The 22,600-nt window shown below is 61.0% G+C and carries 17 protein-coding genes and 1 pseudogene; 11 read left to right on the top strand and 7 right to left on the bottom strand.

All coding sequences use genetic code 11. The features are described from left to right. Positions 1-649: 649 nt before the first annotated feature. On the top strand, positions 650-1,207 hold the full coding sequence (locus NTCA1_RS24185; RefSeq protein ID WP_133085123.1) for a hypothetical protein: 558 nt from the start codon (positions 650-652) through the stop codon (positions 1,205-1,207). 40 nt (positions 1,208-1,247) lie between these two features. Here NTCA1_RS24185 and NTCA1_RS24180 read toward each other — a convergent pair whose 3' ends face one another. The 3 genes from NTCA1_RS24180 to NTCA1_RS24170 form a co-directional block, all read right to left on the bottom strand. Beyond that, positions 1,248-1,892: an SOS response-associated peptidase family protein gene (locus NTCA1_RS24180; RefSeq protein ID WP_133085122.1), complete on the bottom strand. Its 645-nt coding sequence runs from the start codon at positions 1,890-1,892 to the stop codon at positions 1,248-1,250. A 64-nt stretch (positions 1,893-1,956) separates the two neighbouring features. Next, on the bottom strand, positions 1,957-2,451 hold the full coding sequence (locus NTCA1_RS24175; protein ID WP_133085121.1) for a nucleoside deaminase: 495 nt from the start codon (positions 2,449-2,451) through the stop codon (positions 1,957-1,959). 6 nt (positions 2,452-2,457) lie between these two features. After that, positions 2,458-3,081 carry a YbhB/YbcL family Raf kinase inhibitor-like protein gene (locus tag NTCA1_RS24170; protein ID WP_133085174.1) on the bottom strand — a complete coding sequence of 208 codons (624 nt, stop codon included), beginning with the start codon at positions 3,079-3,081 and terminating at the stop codon, positions 2,458-2,460. A gap of 530 nt (positions 3,082-3,611) precedes the next feature. Here NTCA1_RS24170 and NTCA1_RS24165 point away from each other — a divergent pair. Then, entirely contained in the window at positions 3,612-3,902 is a 291-nt protein-coding gene (locus tag NTCA1_RS24165) for a DNA-binding transcriptional regulator (RefSeq protein ID WP_133085120.1), read from the top strand. A 125-nt stretch (positions 3,903-4,027) separates the two neighbouring features. On the opposite strand, the gene NTCA1_RS24160 is transcribed toward NTCA1_RS24165, so the two are convergent. The 3 genes and pseudogenes from NTCA1_RS24160 to rpoD all read right to left on the bottom strand — a co-directional run. Beyond that, positions 4,028-5,479 (bottom strand): DUF6880 family protein, encoded by a 1,452-nt coding sequence (locus NTCA1_RS24160; RefSeq protein ID WP_133085119.1) that lies wholly within the window; start codon positions 5,477-5,479, stop codon positions 4,028-4,030. Positions 5,480-5,510: 31 nt separating this feature from the next. After that, positions 5,511-6,155, bottom strand: a complete 645-nt coding sequence (locus NTCA1_RS24155) for a hypothetical protein (RefSeq protein ID WP_133085118.1) — start codon at positions 6,153-6,155, stop codon at positions 5,511-5,513. Positions 6,156-6,187: 32 nt separating this feature from the next. After that, positions 6,188-7,148 (bottom strand): annotated as a pseudogene (gene rpoD / locus NTCA1_RS24150) (RNA polymerase sigma factor RpoD); the annotation flags it as partial. Here rpoD and NTCA1_RS28815 point away from each other — a divergent pair. The 7 genes from NTCA1_RS28815 to NTCA1_RS24115 all read left to right on the top strand — a co-directional run bounded on the left by NTCA1_RS28815 (position 7,029) and on the right by NTCA1_RS24115 (position 18,636). After that, positions 7,029-7,706 carry a hypothetical protein gene (locus tag NTCA1_RS28815; RefSeq protein WP_236549546.1) on the top strand — a complete coding sequence of 226 codons (678 nt, stop codon included), beginning with the start codon at positions 7,029-7,031 and terminating at the stop codon, positions 7,704-7,706. The pseudogene rpoD and the gene NTCA1_RS28815 overlap by 120 nt on opposite strands. A 183-nt stretch (positions 7,707-7,889) precedes the next feature. Next, a complete protein-coding gene (locus NTCA1_RS24140; RefSeq protein WP_133085117.1) occupies positions 7,890-9,086 on the top strand; it encodes an AAA family ATPase in 1,197 nt (398 codons plus the stop codon). After that, on the top strand, positions 9,083-10,162 hold the full coding sequence (locus tag NTCA1_RS24135; protein ID WP_133085116.1) for a ParB/RepB/Spo0J family partition protein: 1,080 nt from the start codon (positions 9,083-9,085) through the stop codon (positions 10,160-10,162). The genes NTCA1_RS24140 and NTCA1_RS24135 overlap by 4 nt, the downstream gene beginning before the upstream one ends. A 95-nt stretch (positions 10,163-10,257) precedes the next feature. After that, positions 10,258-11,406 carry a replication initiator protein A gene (locus NTCA1_RS24130; protein ID WP_133085115.1) on the top strand — a complete coding sequence of 383 codons (1,149 nt, stop codon included), beginning with the start codon at positions 10,258-10,260 and terminating at the stop codon, positions 11,404-11,406. A gap of 3,774 nt (positions 11,407-15,180) precedes the next feature. Then, complete coding sequence (locus tag NTCA1_RS24125) at positions 15,181-16,878, top strand: Mu transposase C-terminal domain-containing protein (RefSeq protein WP_236549545.1); 1,698 nt, start codon at positions 15,181-15,183, stop codon at positions 16,876-16,878. Positions 16,879-17,035: 157 nt separating this feature from the next. Next, positions 17,036-17,722: a TniB family NTP-binding protein gene (locus NTCA1_RS24120; RefSeq protein ID WP_236549544.1), complete on the top strand. Its 687-nt coding sequence runs from the start codon at positions 17,036-17,038 to the stop codon at positions 17,720-17,722. Continuing rightward, complete coding sequence (locus tag NTCA1_RS24115) at positions 17,719-18,636, top strand: TniQ family protein (protein ID WP_021235287.1); 918 nt, start codon at positions 17,719-17,721, stop codon at positions 18,634-18,636. Before NTCA1_RS24120 ends, NTCA1_RS24115 begins: the two co-directional genes overlap by 4 nt. Positions 18,637-18,842: 206 nt before the next feature. Here the strand turns inward: NTCA1_RS24115 and NTCA1_RS24110 are convergent, their stop codons facing one another. Beyond that, complete coding sequence (locus NTCA1_RS24110) at positions 18,843-19,877, bottom strand: hypothetical protein (protein ID WP_133085114.1); 1,035 nt, start codon at positions 19,875-19,877, stop codon at positions 18,843-18,845. A 116-nt stretch (positions 19,878-19,993) separates the two neighbouring features. Between NTCA1_RS24110 and NTCA1_RS24105 the strand changes: the two genes are divergently transcribed. Together NTCA1_RS24105 and NTCA1_RS24100 are read left to right on the top strand one after the other, a co-directional pair. Continuing rightward, complete coding sequence (locus NTCA1_RS24105; protein WP_133085172.1) at positions 19,994-21,145, top strand: tyrosine-type recombinase/integrase; 1,152 nt, start codon at positions 19,994-19,996, stop codon at positions 21,143-21,145. Between the two features lie 250 nt (positions 21,146-21,395). Next, on the top strand, positions 21,396-22,598 hold the full coding sequence (locus NTCA1_RS24100; RefSeq protein ID WP_036526778.1) for a tyrosine-type recombinase/integrase: 1,203 nt from the start codon (positions 21,396-21,398) through the stop codon (positions 22,596-22,598). Positions 22,599-22,600: the final 2 nt, after the last annotated feature.

The raw sequence follows: 22,600 nt of genomic DNA, 5'->3' as shown, positions 1-22,600 counted from the left end.
GCCAATAAGGGGCATCTGTCACAATCCATCTAACGAGGTCAACCGTTCGGTTGCCCCCGTAAGGTAGACGCGTAAGCTGCCTTTGACCATCACCCCTCAGTAGGACAGGCGTCTACCGCCCCGTTCATTTTAGCCGAGTGTACGGAACTTGAGAGAGGCCCCTGCCCCGGCCGGCCGTAGCCTGCGGATACCGCCAGGAAGTGCCCCTGAAAATGCCGGAACTCTGCCGCGCAGCACATTGGCGGCCGGCGGTATTCTTCCCTGAATCCGGCCGTATTCTTGCGGGGCTGGTAGCGAAAATTCAGCGGTGGCGGGGAGTCCGGTCGTATCCTGAAACCGACAAAAACCCCTCGCCTCATAGCCTGGTTTGTGCTGTCCGTGAAGGACACTTATCGGACATGGTAACGAAGCGGGGATCGCTTTCGCCGTATGGCTACAGCCAGAGGTTTCACATCCACTCTCCCTATTTGATTTACCCCCCCATCGGTCACACTGAGTTGATGACAAAGCCATTCTATCGCAGCGCGCAGGCACCAGCTAAGAACCTCGCCTGTCACTTTACCGCCGGTAAAGTGACACGAATGTCCCATCTGCCTTATTACGCGGGAAAGGGATTCACATCTGGTGTCGGCCGTGCTTGATTCATGAAATGTTCCAGGCCGATCTTTTCCGCGACAGCAAACCTTCCGAACCGGTGCGTCTCGCTGCGCCGCCCCCCACTACCACCGTCTCCATCCTCGAGCGCCTTTCCACCAGTTGCAAACGCCCGCGCTACGCGTTCATGGTGCTCAACCTGCTTGTCGAAGCCAGTCAACGCACCGGTTCTGCTGGGCCCTATGTTCTCGACGGTGATTTGCGAGTGCCGGTTCGCGACTGGCTTTGCCATGCATTGATGCCCGTCGCTCAGCGCGACCCGCGACGTCTTTCGATCGAAGGTCGGGTTCGCCAGATGCTCGAGGATGCGGGTGCCCTACCTGCGGATCCTCATGACGCGCAGCGTTTGGTTGATGAGAAGGTGCTGGAGCGTATCCGCATTTCAGGTCGCACAAACGTCAGTCGGGCCGTGAGCGAATTGGTCCGAGCCGGACTGGTCAAAAGGCACTACCAGGGCTTCCGGGTTGACCACCACAATCGCGGCGCGAAGCGACAGGCGGTCTATGTCGTGACCGATCCTGTAATGCGGGCTCTTTCGCGTGCGACGACCTGACCTCGGGATGTCCCTGCCGGACGAAGATTAGTACCCTCGCTTAACTGGGCAGCGAGGTTGGAGGATTTCGCGTCGGGAAAACCGGGCCACGCACCGTCATTTTCTCAGCTTCAAAGGGGCGCTGAAGCGACCGGATCTCATCGTACGAGCCCCGGAGCCATATATCGACGTCGTCAGGATCGAGGATCGTCACCATTGCCTTGGGGTGGATCGGTACGACCAGCGAATTGGCGTTGCACGTCACCATGGTGAAGCCGTTCCCCTCTCCGGTTTGCTGCCAGAACCCGGCCACCGCGAAGACAGGCTGATCTATAACCGAAAACCACATCTCGCCTTTGAGCGGCGGCTTGCGATCGCAAAGGTCGTGTTTGTCGGGCGTGAATTCGCAGAACTCGGCGAGCGGTACAACACACCGGTTTTCCGGCCGGTCGGCGAGCCGCCGCCATTGCGGGAGGGAAAGGTTGCGAACGTTGGTCATCGGCCAAGCAGCCTTGCCGCCAAGAACATCCCAGTTCATGACGTCCCATGCCCGCACCCCATCCTGTTCCCGGATGACGTATGCTCTTCCCTTGGGCCGTAGCTCTTGCGGATCGAAGCGATTGTCGCGCGGGCGCTCGCTAAACAGCTCGGCGACAAATCCCCAGATCGTCTCGATCTCACCTTTCATGCGTGCGCGATTACACATGGCTCAACTCCTGCGAGAGGATAGTCTTCTATGCTCGGCCGCCGGCCCTCGCCATCTTCGCGGTTCAGAGATTGCCCTGTTGCTCCATCGGAACCTCGTCGTCCGGCGCGAAGTATAGGGCGGCGCATTCCGCCCGCAGACATCCGCCTTCGAGTTCAAGGTCGTCACGAAACGCATCCTTGATAAAGTCCATGGTGTCGAGGTGGCGGTCTTCGAAATACATCTGGTGAACGTCGTCACGACCCGCACCGTAGACTATGCGACCCACCTTGGCCCAGATCGAGGCCATCGTGCACATGCCGCACGGCTGCAGGGTCGAGTAGAGCGTCGCGCCGCGAAGGTCCATGTCGCCGTGCGTCGGCCCTGCCCCGCGAAAAGCCATCATTTCGGCGTGCGCCGTCGCGTCGCAAGTCTCCTCGGTCTTGTTGACCGCACGGGACAGCTCGCGACCATTCAGCACGATGATGGCCGCGATCGGCGTATCCTGTGGCGCTGTCCCTTTCGATTTTGCCAGGTCAATGGCCTCACCCATCCAGGCCCGGTCATTGTCGTCGATCATGGTGGATCAGACTCCCGCCGGCCGCAGCCCGGCTCCGGCGGCACCCGAACTTGCCGGCTCATCGCGGGAGTAGGTCCCGATCAGGAAGCCGGCAGCAAGGACTTTACCGTGTATCGCCTCGAGGAACGCGGAGCGCCCCGGGTTGGCTTCAAGGACAGGAACCTCGGAGAGCGCGAAAAGCTGGAACACATAATCGTGCGTACCGTGGCCTTTCGGAGGATCTGGCGGCAGCCAGCCTTCGGCGAGATAGCTGTTTCGTCCAACGTCGCTGCCATGCGCTGCGCCGTCCCCGTCAGGCACGATCGCCCCCTCGGGCAATCCTCCAACATCGGGCGGGATATTCCAGACAACGGCATGCACGAGGGGATAAGGGGCCGGTGCGTCGGGATCTTCGACCAGCAGCGCCAACGACGCGGTCCCTGCGGGGAGAGGTCCCCAGCTCAGCGGCGGCGAAATGCCTTCCCCGTCGGCCGTAAACCTGATCGGGAGGCGCTGACCGTCAGCGAACGCGGAGCTCGACAAGGGAAACAGGCGCTCACCCACGTCTTCGCGAACAATTGCCAGTTTCGCGTGTCCGGCGCGGACATCCTTGAGCAATTTGCCCAGCCAGGCAGGTACGTGTTCAAGCATTTCATGATCCTTTTCACGCCGAATGAGCCTTGCTGGCTCATTCACTTGTTGCCACGCGCGGCACTCACACCAGACGAACGCGCGCAGCCCCTCGATCTGCGTGGACCGGCCGGCCTTGTCCTTGAAGGTAAGCGTCGACGTGGGCCATGAACGCGCTCTTGAAAGCCACCAGGTCAACGGTGCGCCAGGAAACGTCGTGCGCTATGCCCTCAATCCGGCCGATCAGAACGTCTTCGTCCCGGCAATACATGATCGGGGTCGTGAACCCGCGATGGTGCAGGCGATTGGCGGCAACGAGAAGGGAGCTTTCGGTTTCAGGCATCGAACCCATGAACGCACCGAGAAAAGGATGGTCGCAACGGACCTGCTGAATTTGTTCAAGATGTGCCGATTTCTTCCGGTCAGGTCAGGTTTGTGCCCGGTCGGCGGGGAAGATGTGGCCCGACTACAAAAGGGTGCGGGCGAAAATCGGGAAGTGACCGCCTTTGCAGCGACCATTGAAGCCACGGTGGGTCAAAGGAGCAGTAGCGATGTCGGATGTTGGGAAAGAGCTGATCTCGGCGATGGAAAAAGCCGCCGCCCATGCCCAGGGCAAGGGCAGCGTGGCACGTGCCCATAGCATCGAGGTTCCGGATGTACGTTCTCTCCGAGAAGAGCTGGGCATGTCGCAGCAGGCTTTCGCGAGCGCCTATCGGATCCCTCTGGCGACCCTGAAAGGTTGGGAACAGGGCCGTCGTCAGCCCGACGCCACCGCCAGCGCCTATCTGTCGGTCATCGCCAGACTGCCCGATGCCGCCCGCGACGTATTGCGCGCCGCCTGAAACAGCAATTGCATTGGCAACGTTACATCAATCCGACTGTGCACGATCGGTATGTACTCTCCGCCGCGTGAACTGACGCGATTCTCGGCCTTGCTATACATTCGGTCATCTGGGGCGGGGCCATGTCAATCGACGAGGCCCCAGAACCCGCTCTTGCGCCCGTGCAGCTTGCGCAACGTCGCTGCATAATCGGTGTGAGATTCATGCGCGCCAAAATCGGGGATTTGTCGCGAGAGACTGGCGCACTCGAGGAGATGACGAGCAGCGTGCTTGTAACGCGTTGACCGGGCATGGATCAGGGTGAAATCGATCATGGCGCGCAGCACGAGGCTCGCCGCCAAAGGATACTTCGCCGAAAGCGCGTCAGCGGCAGGCGTTAGGATTTCGTAATGGTCGCCGTCGATCTTCTCGAGGCGACCGATTACAAGGCCGGCGGCCCGGTCAAGCTTCGGCCATGCCACGAAGAACGACAGTGCACCAAGAACGCTGTTGCAGGTTTGCGCGTGGTCGAAGGCACGCGTCTCAGCATCGATGTCCTCGAAATCGGACAGCTGCTTGAGGTATTCACGCAAGTGCCCGGACGACAGCGAACTTTCGAAACAGGACCAGCGCATGTCCTGTGCCTCACGCCCCCTGCCCAATGCGTCCAGAACGGCGATCCTTGCATCAACCCATTTGAAGTCCGGCCAATCGAATCTGGAATGACTGGGATTGTTCTGCGTTGCCTCATCAAGGATTTGAAGGGCATCGTCAGCACGATCCGCGGCGACGAGGCGATTGGCAATTTCAGCCGCGATCCGGGGCACCTTGCGGGTGGGTTCGTCATACTGCGCGATGAACGCATCGACATCGCCCAATGCGTCAGCGATCTCCATAAGCGCGAGCTTCACCGTGCTATCCCGGCTGCGCTCGTCAATCTCATCTTGGTAGATGGCGCCGCTCGATGCCCAGCCGACGGCTACCCGATCCTTGCCTGCCGGCCTTTTGAGAGGCGTCTTCGCCAGCGCAGTCATGCGACCGCGCAGATAGGTAAGCCCGCGCTCTCCCAGAACGGGAGCAAGGGTGCCGATCAGGTCGTCGTACTGGCCATACTCATTGGCGGTCAATGCATCATAGACCGCGTCACCCAGCACCTCCGGCCTGGGATTTGCCCGCACGGCGATCTCCGCCAGATCCGCGACAGCCTCGTGGAAAATGGCAATGACCATCCCGCTGCTGTCATCACAGCGCCCGAAGATGGAACTGGCCAGACCAAGAAAGCGCCACATCAATGCCAGACCCTCCGCAGGGTCCGATTGAGCGACCTGCTCGACAATGGCCTTCCTTTGCGTCTGAAGATCCGCGATCAGGGCTTTACGGTTCTGCCAGTCGACGAAGGATCGCGATCGCCGGATCTGGCTGAGCCTTTTGTCCACTTCACACGCCACCTCCCCCGGGCATTGTGCGCCGGCAAGCTCCAGGCGCAGGCGACGCTTGGCGAGGGCATTTCCCGTGCTGATTTCGATCAGCAGTTGGGCGAGGCGAGCTGCCCCCAACTCCTCAAGGTTCTTCGCGTTCAGGGTTTTCTTGGAAGCCAAAGTCTCAACTCGATCCGGGCTGGTTGCACGGTCAGTGCATGACGGGTTTCGTGAGCGTAGATCCCTTGAGCATCTTATGTCGAGCCCGGGCGCAAGACAACACAGCCTCATGGATTTCGGTTTCCATGATTTTGGTGAGTTCGCGCACGTGTCTGAAGGTCGTCTCGAGCTGGGTTCGGCTTTCCGCCTGGATGTCGCGCGCGACCAGGTCCTCAATGCCGCCCATCATCGCGCGAAGTTCACCAAGGTGCCCCAGAGACGTGTGGGCTCGCTCCGGCAGGTCGAGGGTTTCATGACCACCGAACAGACCTTCAACAAAGCCTTCCAGCTCCTGTCGGCGCACTCGGGCGTACCTCGCAAGATTCTCAGCCGACGGCTCGAGATCAAGCCGGTAAAGCCTGAAGGGCGCTGTACGGCTATTATGCTTGGTCAGGCTGTTCCAAAGCTGATTGATCAGCACATCGATCAGGCGATTGAGATCACCCATGGAATCGAACGGCGGAAATTCGCCGCCCCACAGCGCCTTCACCACTGGCAGCGGCGAAGCCGCCATCAACGGTGAGGCGATTGCTCCGAGAAATCGCGTGCGCACTTCATGGTAAGGAACCGGACAAGCGTGCTTCTCCAGCACATCGCGAACGACTTGCTCCTTCGGCGTTCTGAATTTTGACGTCATGTCTTCCCATACCCCCAAAGCTGAGAACACTATCAGTCGAGGAAAGCACGCATGATGCGCGACCGGCTAGGGTGCTTGAGCTTGCGCAGTGCCTTCGCCTCAATCTGGCGGATGCGTTCACGAGTTACCGAGAACTGCTGGCCGACTTCCTCGAGGGTATGATCGGTGTTCATGCCGATGCCGAAGCGCATGCGCAGAACGCGTTCCTCGCGCGGTGTGAGCGACGCTAGGGTGCGCGTGATCATCTCCTTGAGGTTCGCCTCGATCGCCGCGTCCACCGGGATCACCGCGTTCTCGTCCCGGATGAAGTCACCCAGGGAGCTGTCTTCCTCGTCGCCCACCGGACTTTCGAGTGACACCGGCTCCTTCGCGATCTTCAGCACGCGCTTGACCTTCTCGAGCGGCATTGAGAGCTGCTCGGCCATCTCCTCGGGCGTGGGCTCGCGGCCATGCTCGTGCAGGAAGCGGCGGTTGGCGCGGACCAGCTTGTTGATCGTCTCGATCATGTGAACCGGGATGCGGATCGTGCGGGCCTGATCGGCGATCGAGCGGGTGATCGCCTGCCGGATCCACCAGGTCGCATAAGTCGAGAACTTGTAGCCGCGGCGGTACTCGAACTTGTCGAGCGCCTTCATCAGGCCGATGTTACCTTCCTGTATCAGGTCGAGGAACTGCAGCCCGCGATTGATGTATTTCTTGGCGATCGAGATCACCAGACGCAGGTTCGCCTCGACCATCTCCTTCTTGGCGATGCGCGCCTCGCGCGCGCCCTTCTGGACCATGTTGACGATGCGGCGGAACTCGGGAAGCGCCATGCCGATGGTCGCGCCCCGCCATGTCCGCGACCCAGGTATCGTCGAGCTCACGACCGAGATAGGAATCGAGGAAATCGGCGCGTTTCACCTTGTGGCGCTCGACCAGTCTCAGCATCTGGCCGTTCAGAGTCGTGAGACGGCGGTTCGACACGTACAGGTTGTCGATCAGCTGACCGATGACATTCTTGCCGGTCAGAGGATCGATGACGAGGCGGCGATCGAGCTTATGTCCTCGGCCGACATCATCGTCGCCCACAACGCTGCCTTTGACCGACCTTTCATAGACCGGCGTCTGCCCGCCATAGCGGGTAGGCCCTGGGCATGTTCGATGGCCGAAATCGACTGGCTTGAGCTTGGCTTCGATGGTCGAGCGCTTGGCTACCTCGTCGCCCAGCGCGGCTGGTTCTTCGAAGGCCATCGGGCTCAGAACGACATCCTGGCACTCATCTATCTGTTGGGACACGTCGCCGCAGGTGGAAAGACTATCCTGGCAAGGCTCATCGCCGCCTCTGAAAGTGCCAGCTACAAGGTCAACGCGGTTGATGCGCCGTATGACGGGAAGGATGCGCTAAAGGCGCGCGGCTATCGCTGGGACGCCGCCATGCGGTACTGGTCCAGGACTATTGGCGCCGAGGAAATGGGAAGCGAACGCACCTGGCTCCTCCAGGAAATCTACGCAGGCCATGCCGAGCCTGCCTTCCACCTTCAAACGGCATGCGAGCGTTACGGCCGATAAGACAAAAACAACGAGAGACACGGTATAACGAGCGTGTCGGGGCTTATGTCCCTGCCTCAATGCCATCCGAGCGCAGGTTTGACTAACCACAGGCTTTTTGCGATACCTGTCCGGGAATATCGGTCATTTCGCCGCATTTTTCCCGAACCTTCATGATTCGGGCCTGTAGTAGAGGACACCTGCATGCTGTCTGGTCAAATTCTGGATGCAATGATCAGCTCATGCGAGAACGCCAAGAGCGTGCTGCGACAGGCTGCGATCGACCCGGCGGACCGTAAGACGCTCAACATATCGATGGGCGCCACCGTCGCTGCAGAACTGCTCGGGCGGACACCCGAGGCACTTTCCAAGGCTGAGGCACGCGGCCGCCTCCCGGCGCCCAAGACCGCATCCAATGGTCGCCGGTACTACACCGTTGAAGACCTCATCGCCATCCGCGAGGCGCTCGGCATCAAGATGGGCAAGCTTCCTGAAGAACGGGCGGTCGTCCTTGCGGTCCAGAATTTTAAGGGGGGCGTGAGCAAGTCAACCACGGCCAAGCACCTGGCTGACTATCTTGGCCTGCGCGGATATCGCGTCCTTGTCGTCGATTGCGATCCGCAGGCCTCGATGAGCGTCATGTTCGACGTCAACCTCGAGGCCATGGTCGAGGAAACGCATACGCTGTCGAACTTCCTTTCACCGCGTATCGACGATGCCGATTCCTTCCGAAAGACGATCCAACCGACCGCTTGGCCGAACATAGACATCTGTCCGGCCAACCTCGGCCTGCAGGATACCGAGTGGGAGCTCACTGCGACCATTGAGGAAGGCCCAACTGCGATCGCCGGCGCATTCCGCAAGCTGCGTATCGGCCTTGAGGAGGTGCGCCACGATTACGACGTCGTGATCCTCGACCCGCCGCCGGCTATGGGTTTCCTTGGTGTCAACACGCTGACGGCGGCTGACGGCCTGCTCATCCCTGTACCTGCCCGTCAGCTTGATTACCTGTCAACGATCCACTTCATGCAGACATGTCGCGAGGCCATGAGCCTTGTGTCGCGCTTCGATACCTCGATCGACTACGGCTTCATCCGAATTGTCTGCACCATGTTCCAGCCCAACCGCACCAACGAGGCCCAGATGCTGCAGGTCATGGAAAAGACCTACGCTGGCCAGATGCTTTCGACCCCCATCCTGCTTTCCGAGGAAATCAAGAATGCGGGGCTTCAGATGTCCTCGATCTACGAAGTGAACAAGCCTTACGGCTCCCATCAGACATACGTGCGTTGCCGTGACAATCTCAACATGGTCTTCCGAGAGGTCGAAAAGGACATCTGCAAACAGTGGCCCTCCCGCATCGGCCAGCTTGGTACCGACAGGCTGACGGAGGCAGCATGAGCACCGGAGGAAAGCGCCGCAGCCTGCTGGCAAACGCAATTGAAAGCATCAGCGCTGCAAAGCCGATCATCAGTGATGCAGCGGAAGCGTCTGCCGCTTCCGTGGTGCAGGATCGCGTCTCGGACGATGCCCCTGCGCCCCCCCCTGCCCCTTCGTTTCTGGAGCGGCGCGGTGCTGGCCTCGACGAGATCGCCAAGACCGTCAAGCGCATAACGATCCGTATCAAGCCGTCCGATTGCACCATCTGGCCTGGCAATGCGCGTGATTATGCGCAACTGAGCTATGAGCGCTGCGCCAGCCTGATCGACTCCATCCGGGAGGAAGGCACGAACCGCGAACCGGTCGTGATCCGGCGTACAAAGGCTCCGGCCACGGTCCCGTACGAGCTCATCGTCGGCACCCGCCGGCACTTCTCGATCTCGTGGCTCAACGCCAACAATCACTCCGACATCGAACTCGTAGCTCGCATCGAGACGCTTGATGACGAGGCTGCGTTCAGGCTGGCCGATCTGGAGAACCGTGAACGCGAGGACGTCACGGATCTTGAGCGCGCTCGCAACTACCATCACGCCGTGACCGCCTACTACAACGGCGGCCGGACACAGATGGCCGAGCGGCTCGCTATACCCCGGCAGAACCTCCACAATCTGTTGCAGCTGGCCGAACTCTCCGACGAGATAGTCGCAGCATTCGCAGATCCGGGTGATCTCAAGGTCCGGCACGGCATGCGACTCTCCCCTATCCTCAAGGATCCTGCACGCGCCGACGACATTCTCGCCGAAGCCCGGCTTATAGCGGCCGAACAATCGGAGCGCCGTGAAGCGGGCCTGGAGAAGATCGAGGGAGCGCGTGTTGTCGAGCGGCTGACTGCCGCCACCGCCCCTGCCAAGCCAAAGCCTGCTGCACGCTCCAAACCGACCCTGACCGCGACCTCCGGAACCCGCATCGGCGAGGTGCTCTCCGATACGCGGGCCAAGGGCATCACCATCAATATCAATCCCCAATCGGGCACATCAATCGAAGACATTCTCGAAACGCTGCGCCCGGTGATTGAGAAGGCCAAATTCACCCGATGACGCTCGAAAGAGTGGCAGATTCAGGTATTAATCTTTAAAATACAAAAACTTATGCCCTTGTAAAACGCGTTTTACGGGCACTGCGGAAAAGGCAAATGTCCAAGGATCAGCGCGAAGACCGGCAAGTCGATCTCTTCCTCCCGCAACTGACCACCCTGCCCCTCAGGGATCAGCGCGAGACGATGGAGCGACCGTTCTTTTCGCTTTCGAAGCGCAAGCGTCTCAAGCCCATCGACTATGTCAGTCCGGACAAGAAAGTGACCGTCCACGTCTCCGCAAACTCGGAGTATGGTCTGGCAACGATCTACGATCTGGACATTCTGATCTACTGCGCGTCCGTCCTCATCGAGCATAAGCGCCGCGGCACAAATGACATTCCTCAAACGCTCCATGTCGTCCCGCACGATATGCTCAAGACTTTGAAGCGTGATGTGGGGGGCAGAACGTACGAGCTTTTGGGCAATGCCCTCGACCGTCTGCAATCGACGACCGTCAAGACCAACATCAGGTCTGGTGATGCCGTCGAGACGACATTCTCGTGGATCGACAGTCACAGCCAGATCCGCGACCGCAAGGGCATGATCCGCGGAATGAGGATCACTCTTGCGAAGTGGTTCTACGATGGCGTGCTCATGGAAGGCGGTGTGCTGGCGATCGATCCTGCCTACTTCTCGCTTACCGGTGGCAGAGAGCGTTGGCTTTACCGTGTTGCACGCAAACATGCCGGTGGCGCGGGCGCTGATGGCTTTGCGATCTCAATGCCCACCCTCTTTGAAAAGAGTGGCGCCGAGGGCGACTATCGTCGGTTCAAATTCGAACTCGCAAAAATCGCCAAGGAAGACGCTCTGCCAGGATACGCACTTCAGCTTGAGGTGCGAGACGGTGCAGAGCCTATGTTGCGCATGATCAAGCGGACAAGTGACAACGAGGCGGGGTCCGGCCAAGGCTCAGGCTCGACCGCTCCAGCCGTAGAGCCTGCATCGCCTCCCAGTGGGCGTGAAACGGGATCGCGCCAGGCGCATTCCTCCCCCGAGCCCGGCGTGGCCTTCCCCCATGAGGGCCATATCGCCTATACTGCATTCGGTGCGATCGCGCGGGCCAACCTGCCCAGCCCGCAAAGAGACCATGGCCTTGTCGCGAACGACTTTCGCCAATTCCTCCGCGAGCGAAAGATCGCAGCGGACGCTCCCAAAATCGCTCAGATCTTCGCAACCTTCTGCTCAAAACAGCGACCTGCCACCTGATCTCAGCCCGATGTGAGGCGGGCCCAGCATCGGTGCGCACGGTTGCGCAGACGTTATGAGGAATGGGGATTTCCCCCTGCCCTGCTCGCGGTACTTCAGGAACGCAGTTGTGGTTTGGAACCTGTACGTGCGACCATGCCGGAATGCATCGAGCCCCGCCGTTCGTTATCCTCGACCCGGCATGACCTTGCTGCGCCCTATCCGCCCCTCCCCCGCCTTCGGCGCAGCGCCTAGGCTGCGCCATAGCCCAAACTACAACATCCCTGACTGCTGCTCCGGCGGGTCACTCTGCGATCGCCTCCTCCCCCCGTCAGGTTGTCTTTCTTGATCCGGCCGGCAACCGGGCATGGCAGATCGTCCCATTCCTGCGGAACAGGTCTGCATCCGGGCCGCGACTGAACAAGCGTTCCCGAAGTACCGCCCTCCACTGCACCGCTATAACGACATCCCCTGCATCACACCCCGTGCAGCCAGGCCGGATGGCACGGACCTGCAGGCAGCTTCATTTCCCGCGATTCTGCCCAGAGACGGTACGTCGGCTCGTACCGCCTGGAGGCTTTCAGAGATCCCAGGCACGGCGGGCCACGGTAAGTGGCAAGGAGGAGATCCTCTCTATTGGGGCTACCTCGGTCTGACTGCTTCATCGCTACGCCAGCCTTTTTCGAGCAGGCGGCTGGCGCTAGGCCCCCGTCCCTCTGCCGAATGATCTTTCGGAACGGCGCTCGGGGTTGCGGGCCCTGGAGACCACGAAGTCAGCACAAGAAAACATCTCGATACGACGCGGATGGGTGGTTCGTGCCGCGAAAGAACCGTTGGGGAAGGGAGAGAAGGTGAGGGGAGGGTGGTCCGGTTTAGGGGCTGGGGCACGGGTAGCGAGGAGACCATGCGCATTCTTGGTCGTCATTTTGCGACTAGGGACAGACCGAACTGGCCGAATCTAGAAGTCGGCTCTAGCCAGGTTCTCTCTAGTGAGCGGAGCTGAGAGGGCAGGGGGAATTCTCCCGACATATATGTGCGTTCCTTATATCCCGTGAGAGCTCGGCACGAACCTCGCTTTGTCGAGGGGCCAACAAAGTGGGCACCGGCCAACCCGGCACAACGCCGTTGCTGAAGTTCCGTGGCTTGCGCCATCTGCCTGATCAGCGCGCCTAGATTTGAGCTGGCCTCGGCCATCAAGGCTCGGCCATCCGCGTCAGACGGGGCCTCCGCAATTGCGGCCGTTCCTGAAGTTCCGTGCGAAGGTCACGGACGCTAACAGCCAGATAGCAACCCCATGGCCTAGTTCACCGTCGAACTGGCACTGCGCAAAGAGGTCAATATGGGGGCGGCAGGCATGGTAAAGGCACTTTGGATCGCCCGAAAGGCGCGGAAATCAGGGAGAATTCCGGCCGTAAAACGCGTTTTACGGGCCTCGTTAAGCGGGTTTCAGACGTCACAGAGCACGGGACTTTGGGAACGCGTTTCGGGACTTCGGGAACGCCTGCACGGGATAACGGGAACGCGAATCGCGGTACTTCAAGAACGCTTCCACGGGATATTGGGAACGGGGCGAAGTTCGCGACTCATGCATTTAAGCCGAGTCGCAACAGGAGCCGTCGCGCGGTAACTTTCTATCTACCTTCTAAAGGAATTAACGCGCGCCTGCGGCGCAGCTTCTCCCTTGGAAATTGAAGATGATAGATGAGTTACGCCACTTCACTTTCCCCACACGGTCGGCGGCATAGACAAAGCCAGGATCGTATGAGTTCGATCCCCGATAGTCTGCCATCCGGCTTACAAGCAACCAATGAGGGAGATGCCCTATGATCTTCAAGCCCACGCACTCAGCCGCTCAACTGGCAGAAATCGCCGGCGCCGACAACTGACCGCCCGAGTACGTCGTTCATGCCCCCCTCCGCGTCAGGCCTATTGCAGGGCAGCATGTTCACCCCTTTATTCCCAAACAGCTGATGCCACGCCAGATCACGGCAATTCACCCAAAGGCTGGCGCGCAAGCCCCGACACGCTTCCGCACGTGCGATCACACCAGGAATTTGCAGACTGACCTGCATAGCGGGCACCAAAGCTACTAAGCGCGAGGTTCGCTGACCCGTTCAGCCAAGCAGATGAGGCATGATCATGACATGCGGTCCGCCTGAGAGAAAGTCGACGACTGATGACGTGGCGTTCATCGCATCGATTGTTATTCAACCTGGAAGGAAGGAACAATGTGATCGATCACCGTCGCAACCAATCGTCGTAAGCGCCCCGAGATCCTGACAACACCTTAGCACGACCGAGTAGGACCATCGTGGTAGCGTCGCGTCACAGGCAGGGGGCAACCATCCGCATAGATCTACGCCATGTGATGAACCTTTGGATTGCCACCGGAGATGCCGTTTCGGCGACGGCATCGTTTCCTCCGACATTCGCATGTAGCGGGGTGAGGATAGCCAGTGTATCGACTGAAGCGGAACTACAGTGGCCCAAATCATGCGCTTGAGAGGAACGAAACAGGAAACCTCTGAAATCTGCCTCCAGGAGCCCAACGAGCGCGTTGGGTGCCCCAAGGTCATATTGGGTGGGAGATTGTCTTCCATGCGCTCTGACGGCCGTTTCTGGCGAGGTGATCGGTTAGGGAAATCCAGGCCGAAACAGGGCCGATTCCCGGACGATGCGTGGTTGGCGCCTTGAGTCTCCTGCTATCGGGCCGAAGAGGGCATGTTTGCCATAAGATCATACGCGATGCCCGGAAGGGCCCACACAGTTTCGAGACGCAGCGATCTTGATTAATTGTTCCGACCCTTTGATCTGCTGGGGGAGACCTTGGCCAACCTTTCGCTCATCTTGGCAATGGCGCGCCGATGGATCGACTCATCGAGAATGAAGCGGCTTGAGACACACGGTGGTTCGATGCATCAGCAACTCACCCAGCGAACAATCGGACGGCTTCGTATAGTCCAACAGATGCAACTGGCCGCATTTGAAAGGGGAGGAGAGGGTAATTGCCGACTCGGCACGGGGTGCCGCGTCGACGATGCGAGCACGCCGCTTGACGGACTTCGACCTAAAATCGTGACCATGGAGAAATCCTCGGTCGCGTTTCAGAACCAACGAGGCAGCGACACGATCGGGGGCAGTAAGCTTCGTCAGATCCTTGCACGTCTTTTCAGAGTGCTCTGCCAGGTCTCCGAAGCACGGGTCTAATTCATCCGGCGGAAATGCCCCGTGATATGCCAGCACTCGCGACGTGGGGTTTCCCTGTAAATTGAGCTGAGCGGTCTCCGGCGGTCGCGAAATTCGATTGAGCGTCAAGCGAACCGGGGGCTTTGACGGGGAGATATATCGAAGCCGATCGGCTGCATGGCCCGCGATCATTCATCCTCCACGTGCGTCTCTGCGAACTCTGGCTGAGACGCCCATCGGTCTCCACTTGCAGGCATGCGCGAGCGATACTGGAGTTCGGCCTCGGCGAACGCGGCACGTTTGGTCCGGAACGGTCCGACGTCGTACTCCGGAGCATCTGGGAGCCAGGCAGGTAGAAACCACCATCCCCCCGTCCGATAACTCATTGCGCTTCGTACAGATCCTACCCCAGCTGCAATCGACCAGCCAGCATCGAAGCCGTCGCGTATCCAGAGCAGGGGAGGGTGGTCCACGGTTGTCGCCGGCCAAAGAAGGCTGCAAGCAGCATAAATTACGTAAAAACAACCAGATACATCAAAGGTATCGCAGCATTCAATGACGCACGTGCGAATCTATTTGCGCACTGTGCCATAATAGATGACATTGAGCGTGAAATTTCTGGTGGAATTCAGCACCATGATTGCACGCAAGCCGCCGCCTTCGGCTCGTCGTTCAGAAGCTGCATTGGCAACAGGCACGGCGCTGTATCCAGCGTTTCGCCAGTACGTTCCGCTTGATGCGCCTTTGACGGCGCAGGCAGTCGTGGCAATTTCGACCGTAACCGGACTCAAGGAACGACGAATTCGCGAACTCGCCCGGCGATTCCGAGATCACCCCGTCGCAGAATCGTTGGCGTCGTTGCCCAAAGGACCCAAACCAGGAAGCCGACGTGGTGGCCCAACCGTGCTGGCTGCGATCGACACGCTCATCGGCGAGATTCACTTGCGCAAGGCCGGCGCGAGCATGAAGGAAACTGCTCGTCAGGTTCGCGGACTCCTAATCGCCGACAACGGCGATTATCGTTTTGAAGCCAGTGAAGTGCCAAGCGAACGCAGCATTGAGCGGGCGATTGCGGCGATATCGGACCCGGTGCGGGCACGCACCATGATGGGCTCGAAGACGCGCAGTGCACATGAGCCGCATGCGGGTGAGTATCTAAGCCGGGGCTTCCTGGACCTCGTTCAGATGGATCATACGCGGGCCGATGTAATCCTTGTCGACAGCGTGCAGCGCAAAGAGCTGGGGCGCCCTTGGGTGACCTTGCTAATCGAAGTGCGGACCCGATGTATCCTTGGCTTCTATGTGAGCTTTGGGGATCCCTCGATATTTCGATGCGGGCGTGCGATCGCCAATGCGATCCTGCCAAAGCATAGCCTTTTGCAGGCGTTACAGCTTGATGTCGACTACCCAATGCATGGGCTATTCAAGCGGCTACACGCTGACCACGCGGCAGCACATCGTGCACAATCCTTTCGGTCCGCGTGCCTTTCCCACGGCATCGATCCGGATGTCAGGCCACGTGGCCCCGCGCATTTCGGTGGCCATATCGAGCGCCTGATTGGAACGATGATGGCCAAGATGCGCTTGTTGCCCGGTGCTACGGGAGCAAACGCCACCAAGCGCGACGGTTATGACGCTGGTGCGGCCGCTGCGATGACCATCGATGAGTTTGAACGCTGGTTTGTTCGGGCAATTTGTCTCTATCACGCCGAGCCGCACGCAGGCTTGGGCGGCTTTGCGCCGGCGCAGGCTTGGGCCGAGGAGGCGAGGAGCCAAGGGCCTTTGGTTCCGCTCGGCCTCGACGAAACGGCTCTCGTCCGCCGTTTCCTGCCATGGGTTGAGCGAACGGTGAAGGCCTACGGAATCCAGATTGGCTATCGTCGGTACTGGCACGCCAGCCTTGCATCCCACATCGGTCAGAAAGTCATGGTTCACTTCGACGAGCGCACAATCCAGGAGGTCTATCCGGAAGTGGAGGGCGGGTTCGTCTCAGCAGCGGTCGTCGGGCATTATCCTGATGTCAGTCTGGCGGAATGGGAAGCGGCGCGGAACGAACGGTTCCGGGCCGGCAGGGCCTATCAGGATAACGGCGCGCGCGCCGAAGCCGCGCGCCTGATCCATGCCAATCGCAGCGATGTTCTCTCTGCAACTGCGAAGACCCGGCGCGCCCGTGAGGCCCGAAAACGAGCGGAGCGCGAGGGAACATCCCATACGCCGGCACCGGCGCAAGCCACGGCAGAACCCGCGTCGCATTGGCTTCCCGTGGCGGAGTTGGGGGAAGATACATGGCTGAAACGGATCGAATGACTGCCCCTATGTCTGGCGGTTCGGCGCTGTCGCAGGCCTTCTGGATCGATTTCGATGAAGCCCGCCAGCATGTCGAAACTCTGGTCGAACTTGCCCATGACGAACCCGACGAACGGCCGACCTGTGTGGTATTGGTCGGGCAGTCGGGCAGTCGGGCATGGGCAAAACCTCGATTCTGCGCGAGGCCCAGCGCCGGATTGCCCACGATTTTCCCGAGCCGCTCAGCATTGATGATGCCCGCTATCAACCGATGCTGCGAACCGTCATCCCTTCGGGTTCGACCGCCCTCAAAATCAACCTGACCCTGCTGTGGAAGCAAGGCTGGCCGATCACCGGAAAGACCCACCGCATTGCAGACCTTAAGGTCGTCGAACTCTTGCGGCGTCAACACACCCGGCTCATCGGGATCGACAATGTTCATGCGATCCTCACCGCCAGCGGGAGAGCGCGCCGCGATACGCTTGATGCGTTCCGCTTCCTAATGAGCGAGGGCAATGTACCGATGGTGGTCGCAGGACTCGACGTCGCCGCCGATATCTTTACCGAGGACGTCGAGCTTGCCTATCGCTCGATCATCTTGCGACTTAAGCCCTGGCCACAGGGAGCGCCGACGCAACGTCTCATTCGGGTACTCGGGCAGGGGATGGGACTGATCGAGCCGGATTGCCTTGCCGAGCCGGAGGTCGCCGGTTTTCTCTGGGAGCAAAGCCTTGGGGTGACCGGAAACTTCAAGCGCCTGCTGCACTGGGGCCAGAAAGTGGCGTATCGACATGGCAGAGCGCGCGTGGAATTCGCGGATATTCGCGAGGCGGCGGTGTTGCTGCCGAACTATGCGGCGCGATGACCGTACTGGCGTTGGAGCCGCAGCCGCTGGCGTTCCGGGTCCGCCCGCAGGCCGACGAGTGCTTTGATTCCTGGATCGATCGGGTTGCGGCCGCGCACGAAACCACGCGACCCGCGCTGTTTCGGCACCTTGGTCTTGAAGCGGCGATTGCCAGCCTGGATCTGGCCCGCGGCACATGCGGCTTGTCCAATGAGCAGTACTTCGCCGTGTATCAAGTGATTGGTCAGTTGGCCTGGGCGGTTGAGATTGAGGTCCAACAGATCGAAGGAACCTTCCTCAACGTCGAGGCTTCGGTGGTTCTGCCGCGCCGCCAGCGCCGATATGTCTGTCCGCTCTGCTGGCAGCAGGCCCTGCGGGATGGCCGGGCCCCAATCATCCGCAAGGAATGGATCTTGCGCATGAGCTGGCGGTGCCAAGTGCACGCTCTCCCGCTCTGTGCACTGCCGGTGGCGGATGGAGCGATGTCGGAGCAGGCTGTCGGTTCGTGGCTGAGCGGGGCGGTGGCCCGCGCAGAGAGTTTGCGCTGGAAGCTCGGGGCTCATCCGCGCTTGGTCGAATGGAACGCCGAGGGCGTCGACACACTCGTGCGGGCAAGCCGCAAGCGGTTCAAGGGGGAGAAGAAAGCCTATGTGGATCGCTTTCAGGCGAACCTGTTTCACTTCGCACACGATCGGATCGCGATGCTGGCACTGGCGCACAGCCGGGTGGGCAAGGCGACGTGGGGATTCGAGCGATTGGTGGCGCTGGAATTGCCCGGGCGTCCAGGGCGAGAGGTGATGACACTGCAGCCGCCGAAACTGCCACCGCGTCGCTGGCGCATCAGCAAGGGCAGTCTACGGCCGGGTAGTCATGACGCTGGCGTGCTCGACCTCGTGCTCGCGTATGCCCATCTGCGGGTGCGCCGCGATGCCTAGGCTCAAGTTGAAGCCCAATTTGGCCGATTTCCCTCGTGAGGGTGCCAATCCGGGGCCGCCTTGGTGGCAGAATGGGCGATCATGTCGAAATCTGCCCTGAGAAGCTCGTGGAGCGCATTTACGGCATTTGCATACTCCGGGCAGCCCGAGGCCGGTTTTCGCGCTGCAAGGGGCGTTTCCGGCGGCCTCATAATTGCCAAGCTATATCAATTGTTTATAGTCGAACCAGCGAGATCGGGCCCGCCAAGGCCTTCAACGCGGGTGTCGAACTCGGCCAATTCGGCATCAAACGCTGCAAGGACCGAATCCAGCGTTGGTGAGGGGGCAGGCACTAGACGGGGGCGTCCCCGCATCGGAGCGACCAAGCCGAGCGAGACGGCGATGTCGGGGGTGACATAGGAGCGCCAGGTTCCGCGCCCGGATATTTCGACCAGCAGGCCGAGGCGGGTCGCACGCTCGAGTAGCTTGCCTGCGCCCGACACGGTGAGGTCGAGCTCGGGAGCGAGTGAGCGAGCGGCCAGGCAGGGACGGGTGAGGGCGAGCCGGCCAAGGTCGGCAAGCTTGCCGGGACGATGCTGCGCGGCGATTGTCGCCGCGCCTCGCTGCACGGTATCTTCGAGCCGTTCTAGCCGGGTCAGACCGTCCTCGGCGCTGCGGCGTAGCTGCTTCAGCAGCCGCTTGAGCAGGGCAGGGCGGTCACCCTGCACAAAGCGCTGTCCGGGATCGCCCATGACGAGGCAGGGCAAGGTGCGCTGCGTTAACCCCATGCGCCGCAGAACCATCGGGAACGCCAGCCACGGCGTGATCGTGCGGTCGCGCCGTGCCCAGTCATCGAGCAGCGCGAGCGCGCGTGCGAGGGCAGGGGCTTCGTCCCACCCTGCGGGCAGATCGAAGCTGAACGGCAGATCCTCGCGCCAGTGCCTGCCCTCTTTCTCGGCGAGCCGGTTCCGCCAGGGTTCAAGCGCGGAAAATGGAGCCCCTGCCGTTTCAAGACGCGGCCTTCCGGCCAGCTGAAGGCCACATTGCCGCGAAATAATATCGATTTCCTCAATTTCGAGATGTTGCAGGCTGAGCGCTTTGGCGTAGCCGGTCCAGCTGGCGCGCAGGTGCCAGGCAGGAGCGAGCGCAGTGGCGGAGATCCTAGCATCAAGCCGCCCGATCGCGCTGCTGGCGTCGGCGAGTGCGCTCACAAGGTCAGGGGTCCAGGCGATCGCGCTGAGCGGCATGGGAGGGCGGTTCATTACGCGATACTAGACGGAAACCGTTCTTCAGTCCACGAGCCCTACGTCTTAGTGTTGATAATGGCTGCTTATCGTGCCCCTATACATTGAAGAATCGTCCGGTTATCGTCGCGTACATGCCCAAACAGCGCCCCAGACCCGCCACAGGCAGCGCCATCGTCCCGTTGAGCGCTGCCCCGGCCGATCTCGTCGCCGATGTCCGCTCCCTGATTGGGTCGGGGGCCATTTCTGGCGGTCGTATCGACGAGGCCTTGCTCGAAGCAGCGATGCGGGGCTGGTCGGTCAATACCCGGCGCGCGTTCCGCTCGGACCTCGGCCTGTGGGGGCAATGGTGCCACTCGCGCCGGATTGCGCCGGGTTCGGCCGAACCCGCCGACGTAGCTGCCTGGATCCGTGCGCTTGCCGGGATCGATCCGTCGGATCTGAAAACCCGCGCCATGGCGACGATTGAGCGCTACCTCGTCCATGTCGGGTGGGCCTACCGGATGGCGGGGCTGACGGATCCGACCGCCGACCCGCTGGTCAGGTTCGAGCGCAAGGCTGCGCGCAATCATCTCGGCGTGCGCCAGAGGCAGGCGCGCGCCATCCGGTTCAAGGGCGACATCGCTGATCTCGACAGTCCCGCCTCTGGCGTGTGCCTCGCCCATCTGCTCAAGGCCTGTCGCCGCGACGAATTGGGGCTACGCGACGCAGCAATGTTGCGCATTGCCTACGACACCGCTGCGCGGCGGTCCGAACTGGTGGCGATCGATGTCGGCCATATCGAGGGTCCAGATAGCGAGGGGGCCGGGCTGCTGCACATCCCCTCGAGCAAGACCGACCGAAAGCAGGTCGGAGCCGAGGCTTACCTCTCTCCAGCGACCATGGCGGCGATCGCGCGCTGGCGCGATGTGGGCAGGGTGGACAAGGGTCCGCTTCTGCGTCGCGTGACGACCCACTTTGATGGCTCGATTGACAGCATTGGCACAGAGCGCCTTCACCCCAACAGCATCACGCTCATTTATAAGCGTCTCATTCGCCGGGCTTGGGAGAAGGGCCTGCTCGGTGAGATGAGCGAAACCGAACGCGATCGCTGGCTCACGGCGGTCTCGTCACATTCGATCCGGGTCGGCGTGGCACAGGACAATTTTGCGGCAGGCGAGGATCTCCCCGCGATCATGCAGGCCTACCGTTGGCGCGACGCGCGCACGGTGCTGCGCTACGGATCAAAGCTAGCCGCAAAGAGCGGGGCGAGCGCCAGGCTGGCGAAGCGGTTCTCCGAACAGTAGCGTGATTTGCCAGCAGCTGCGATACGGGCCGAATGCAGTCTATTGTGGCGCGCGAAACCGGAAGAACTGCGCGCCATTGCATTCTATTTTGGCGTCCGACAACTGCGCGCCATTGCATTCTATTTTGGCGTCCGACAACTGAAAAGACGATATTCTGGTCATGGCAGAGCGATTTTGATGGGCGCGTGACGCGTGAGACTATCTATGGGGTCGAACCGCACAGCTTCGACCAGATTGTCGCGCTGTCCAGATGAGCCTCCCAGCGCCCATCAGCAGCCGGCGAGGCCGACAGGCCGTCGACCTCGCCTGGGAGGTGACCAAGCTGAACTGTCGATCGCCAATCACGATCAACGCCGAGCTGATCGCCGCCTATCAGGCGGCATCCTCGCCGCATTCCCTGCGCGCGCTTGCCAGCGACATCGAGGCGTTCGACCATTGGTGCCGCCGAAACGGGCGCGTGACCTCGCCGGCGACTCCCGAGACGGTCGCCGACTATCTCGATGCCCGGGCAGGGCAGGGGGCGAAACCCGCCTCGCTCGGTCGCTACAAGGCGTCGATCGCCAAGATCCACCAGCTGCTCGACATCAAGGATCCCACCCAGGCCGAGCTGGTCAAGCTGCGGCTCCGCGCGATCCGCCGGGAGAAGGGCAGCACGCAAGCCCAGGCGCGGCCGCTGCGGTTCAAGGGGCCGGTGCGCAATGTCGAGCGGGACGCACCCCGGGGGCTTAATGTGCGGGGGCTGCTTGAGGCCTGCGCGGATGATTTGCCGGGGCTCAGGGATCGGGCTTTGCTGTCGGTCGCCTACGACACGGGCTTGCGCGCCTCCGAGCTGGTCGCGGTCGAGGTCGAGCACATTGTGGACGCCATCGATCCCGAGGCGCGGCTGCTGACGATTTCGCGCAGCAAGGGCGATCAGGAGGGAAAGGGCGCGACCGCGTTCCTCAGCCCGCGCTCGGTGCGGGCGATCGCCGCCTGGACTGCGGCTGCCGACATCGAGGAGGGACCGCTGTTTCGCCGGGTGCAGGTGCGCCGCTACAAGGCGCGGGCCGCGGTCAAGGGGCGGCGGATCGAGACGATTTCTGGCCGCGAAAGCTGGGATCTGCGCAAGACATTGCCGAAGTCGGTGGTGCCGGCGCGCACCGAATATGATGTGGGAGAGGGGGCGTTGCACCCGGGTTCGATCGGGCCGATCTGGCGGGCAATGATCCGGCGCGCCTTCGACAAGGGCGCGCTGAGCGACCTCACCGCCGATGATCTGGCGCAGTTGCTCAAGGGCGTGAGCGCGCATTCGACGCGGGTGGGCTTGAACCAGGATCTGTTTGCGAGCGGCGAGGATCTGGCGGGGATCATGGATGCGCTACGCTGGAAGAGTCCCCGGATGCCGCTCGCCTATAATCGCAATCTGGCGGCAGAGCAGGGTGCCGCCGGCCGCTTGATCGCGAAAATCGGGTGATT

Origin of the sequence: Novosphingobium sp. TCA1 (assembly GCF_009811895.1) — a bacterium.
Classification (GTDB): domain Bacteria; phylum Pseudomonadota; class Alphaproteobacteria; order Sphingomonadales; family Sphingomonadaceae; genus Novosphingobium; species Novosphingobium panipatense_A.
The sequence above is the reverse complement of the archived record's forward strand: the minus strand, read 5'-3'. Positions and strand labels throughout refer to the sequence as shown.

Excerpts from the sequence above, each read along its gene's own strand:
- NTCA1_RS24135 (WP_133085116.1), top strand. The coding sequence starts at position 9,083 with ATGAGCACCGGAGGAAAGCGCCGCAGCCTGCTGGCAAACGCAATTGAA.
- NTCA1_RS24110 (WP_133085114.1), bottom strand. The coding sequence starts at position 19,877 with ATGAACCGCCCTCCCATGCCGCTCAGCGCGATCGCCTGGACCCCTGAC.
- NTCA1_RS24170 (WP_133085174.1), bottom strand. The coding sequence starts at position 3,081 with ATGCTTGAACACGTACCTGCCTGGCTGGGCAAATTGCTCAAGGATGTC.
- NTCA1_RS24165 (WP_133085120.1), top strand. The coding sequence starts at position 3,612 with ATGTCGGATGTTGGGAAAGAGCTGATCTCGGCGATGGAAAAAGCCGCC.
- NTCA1_RS24115 (WP_021235287.1), top strand. The coding sequence starts at position 17,719 with ATGACCGTACTGGCGTTGGAGCCGCAGCCGCTGGCGTTCCGGGTCCGC.
- NTCA1_RS24155 (WP_133085118.1), bottom strand. The coding sequence starts at position 6,155 with ATGACGTCAAAATTCAGAACGCCGAAGGAGCAAGTCGTTCGCGATGTG.
- NTCA1_RS24180 (WP_133085122.1), bottom strand. The coding sequence starts at position 1,892 with ATGTGTAATCGCGCACGCATGAAAGGTGAGATCGAGACGATCTGGGGA.
- NTCA1_RS24105 (WP_133085172.1), top strand. The coding sequence starts at position 19,994 with ATGCCCAAACAGCGCCCCAGACCCGCCACAGGCAGCGCCATCGTCCCG.
- NTCA1_RS24130 (WP_133085115.1), top strand. The coding sequence starts at position 10,258 with ATGTCCAAGGATCAGCGCGAAGACCGGCAAGTCGATCTCTTCCTCCCG.
- NTCA1_RS24175 (WP_133085121.1), bottom strand. The coding sequence starts at position 2,451 with ATGATCGACGACAATGACCGGGCCTGGATGGGTGAGGCCATTGACCTG.
- NTCA1_RS24185 (WP_133085123.1), top strand. The coding sequence starts at position 650 with ATGTTCCAGGCCGATCTTTTCCGCGACAGCAAACCTTCCGAACCGGTG.
- NTCA1_RS24100 (WP_036526778.1), top strand. The coding sequence starts at position 21,396 with ATGAGCCTCCCAGCGCCCATCAGCAGCCGGCGAGGCCGACAGGCCGTC.
- NTCA1_RS24120 (WP_236549544.1), top strand. The coding sequence starts at position 17,036 with ATGGGCAAAACCTCGATTCTGCGCGAGGCCCAGCGCCGGATTGCCCAC.
- NTCA1_RS24140 (WP_133085117.1), top strand. The coding sequence starts at position 7,890 with ATGCTGTCTGGTCAAATTCTGGATGCAATGATCAGCTCATGCGAGAAC.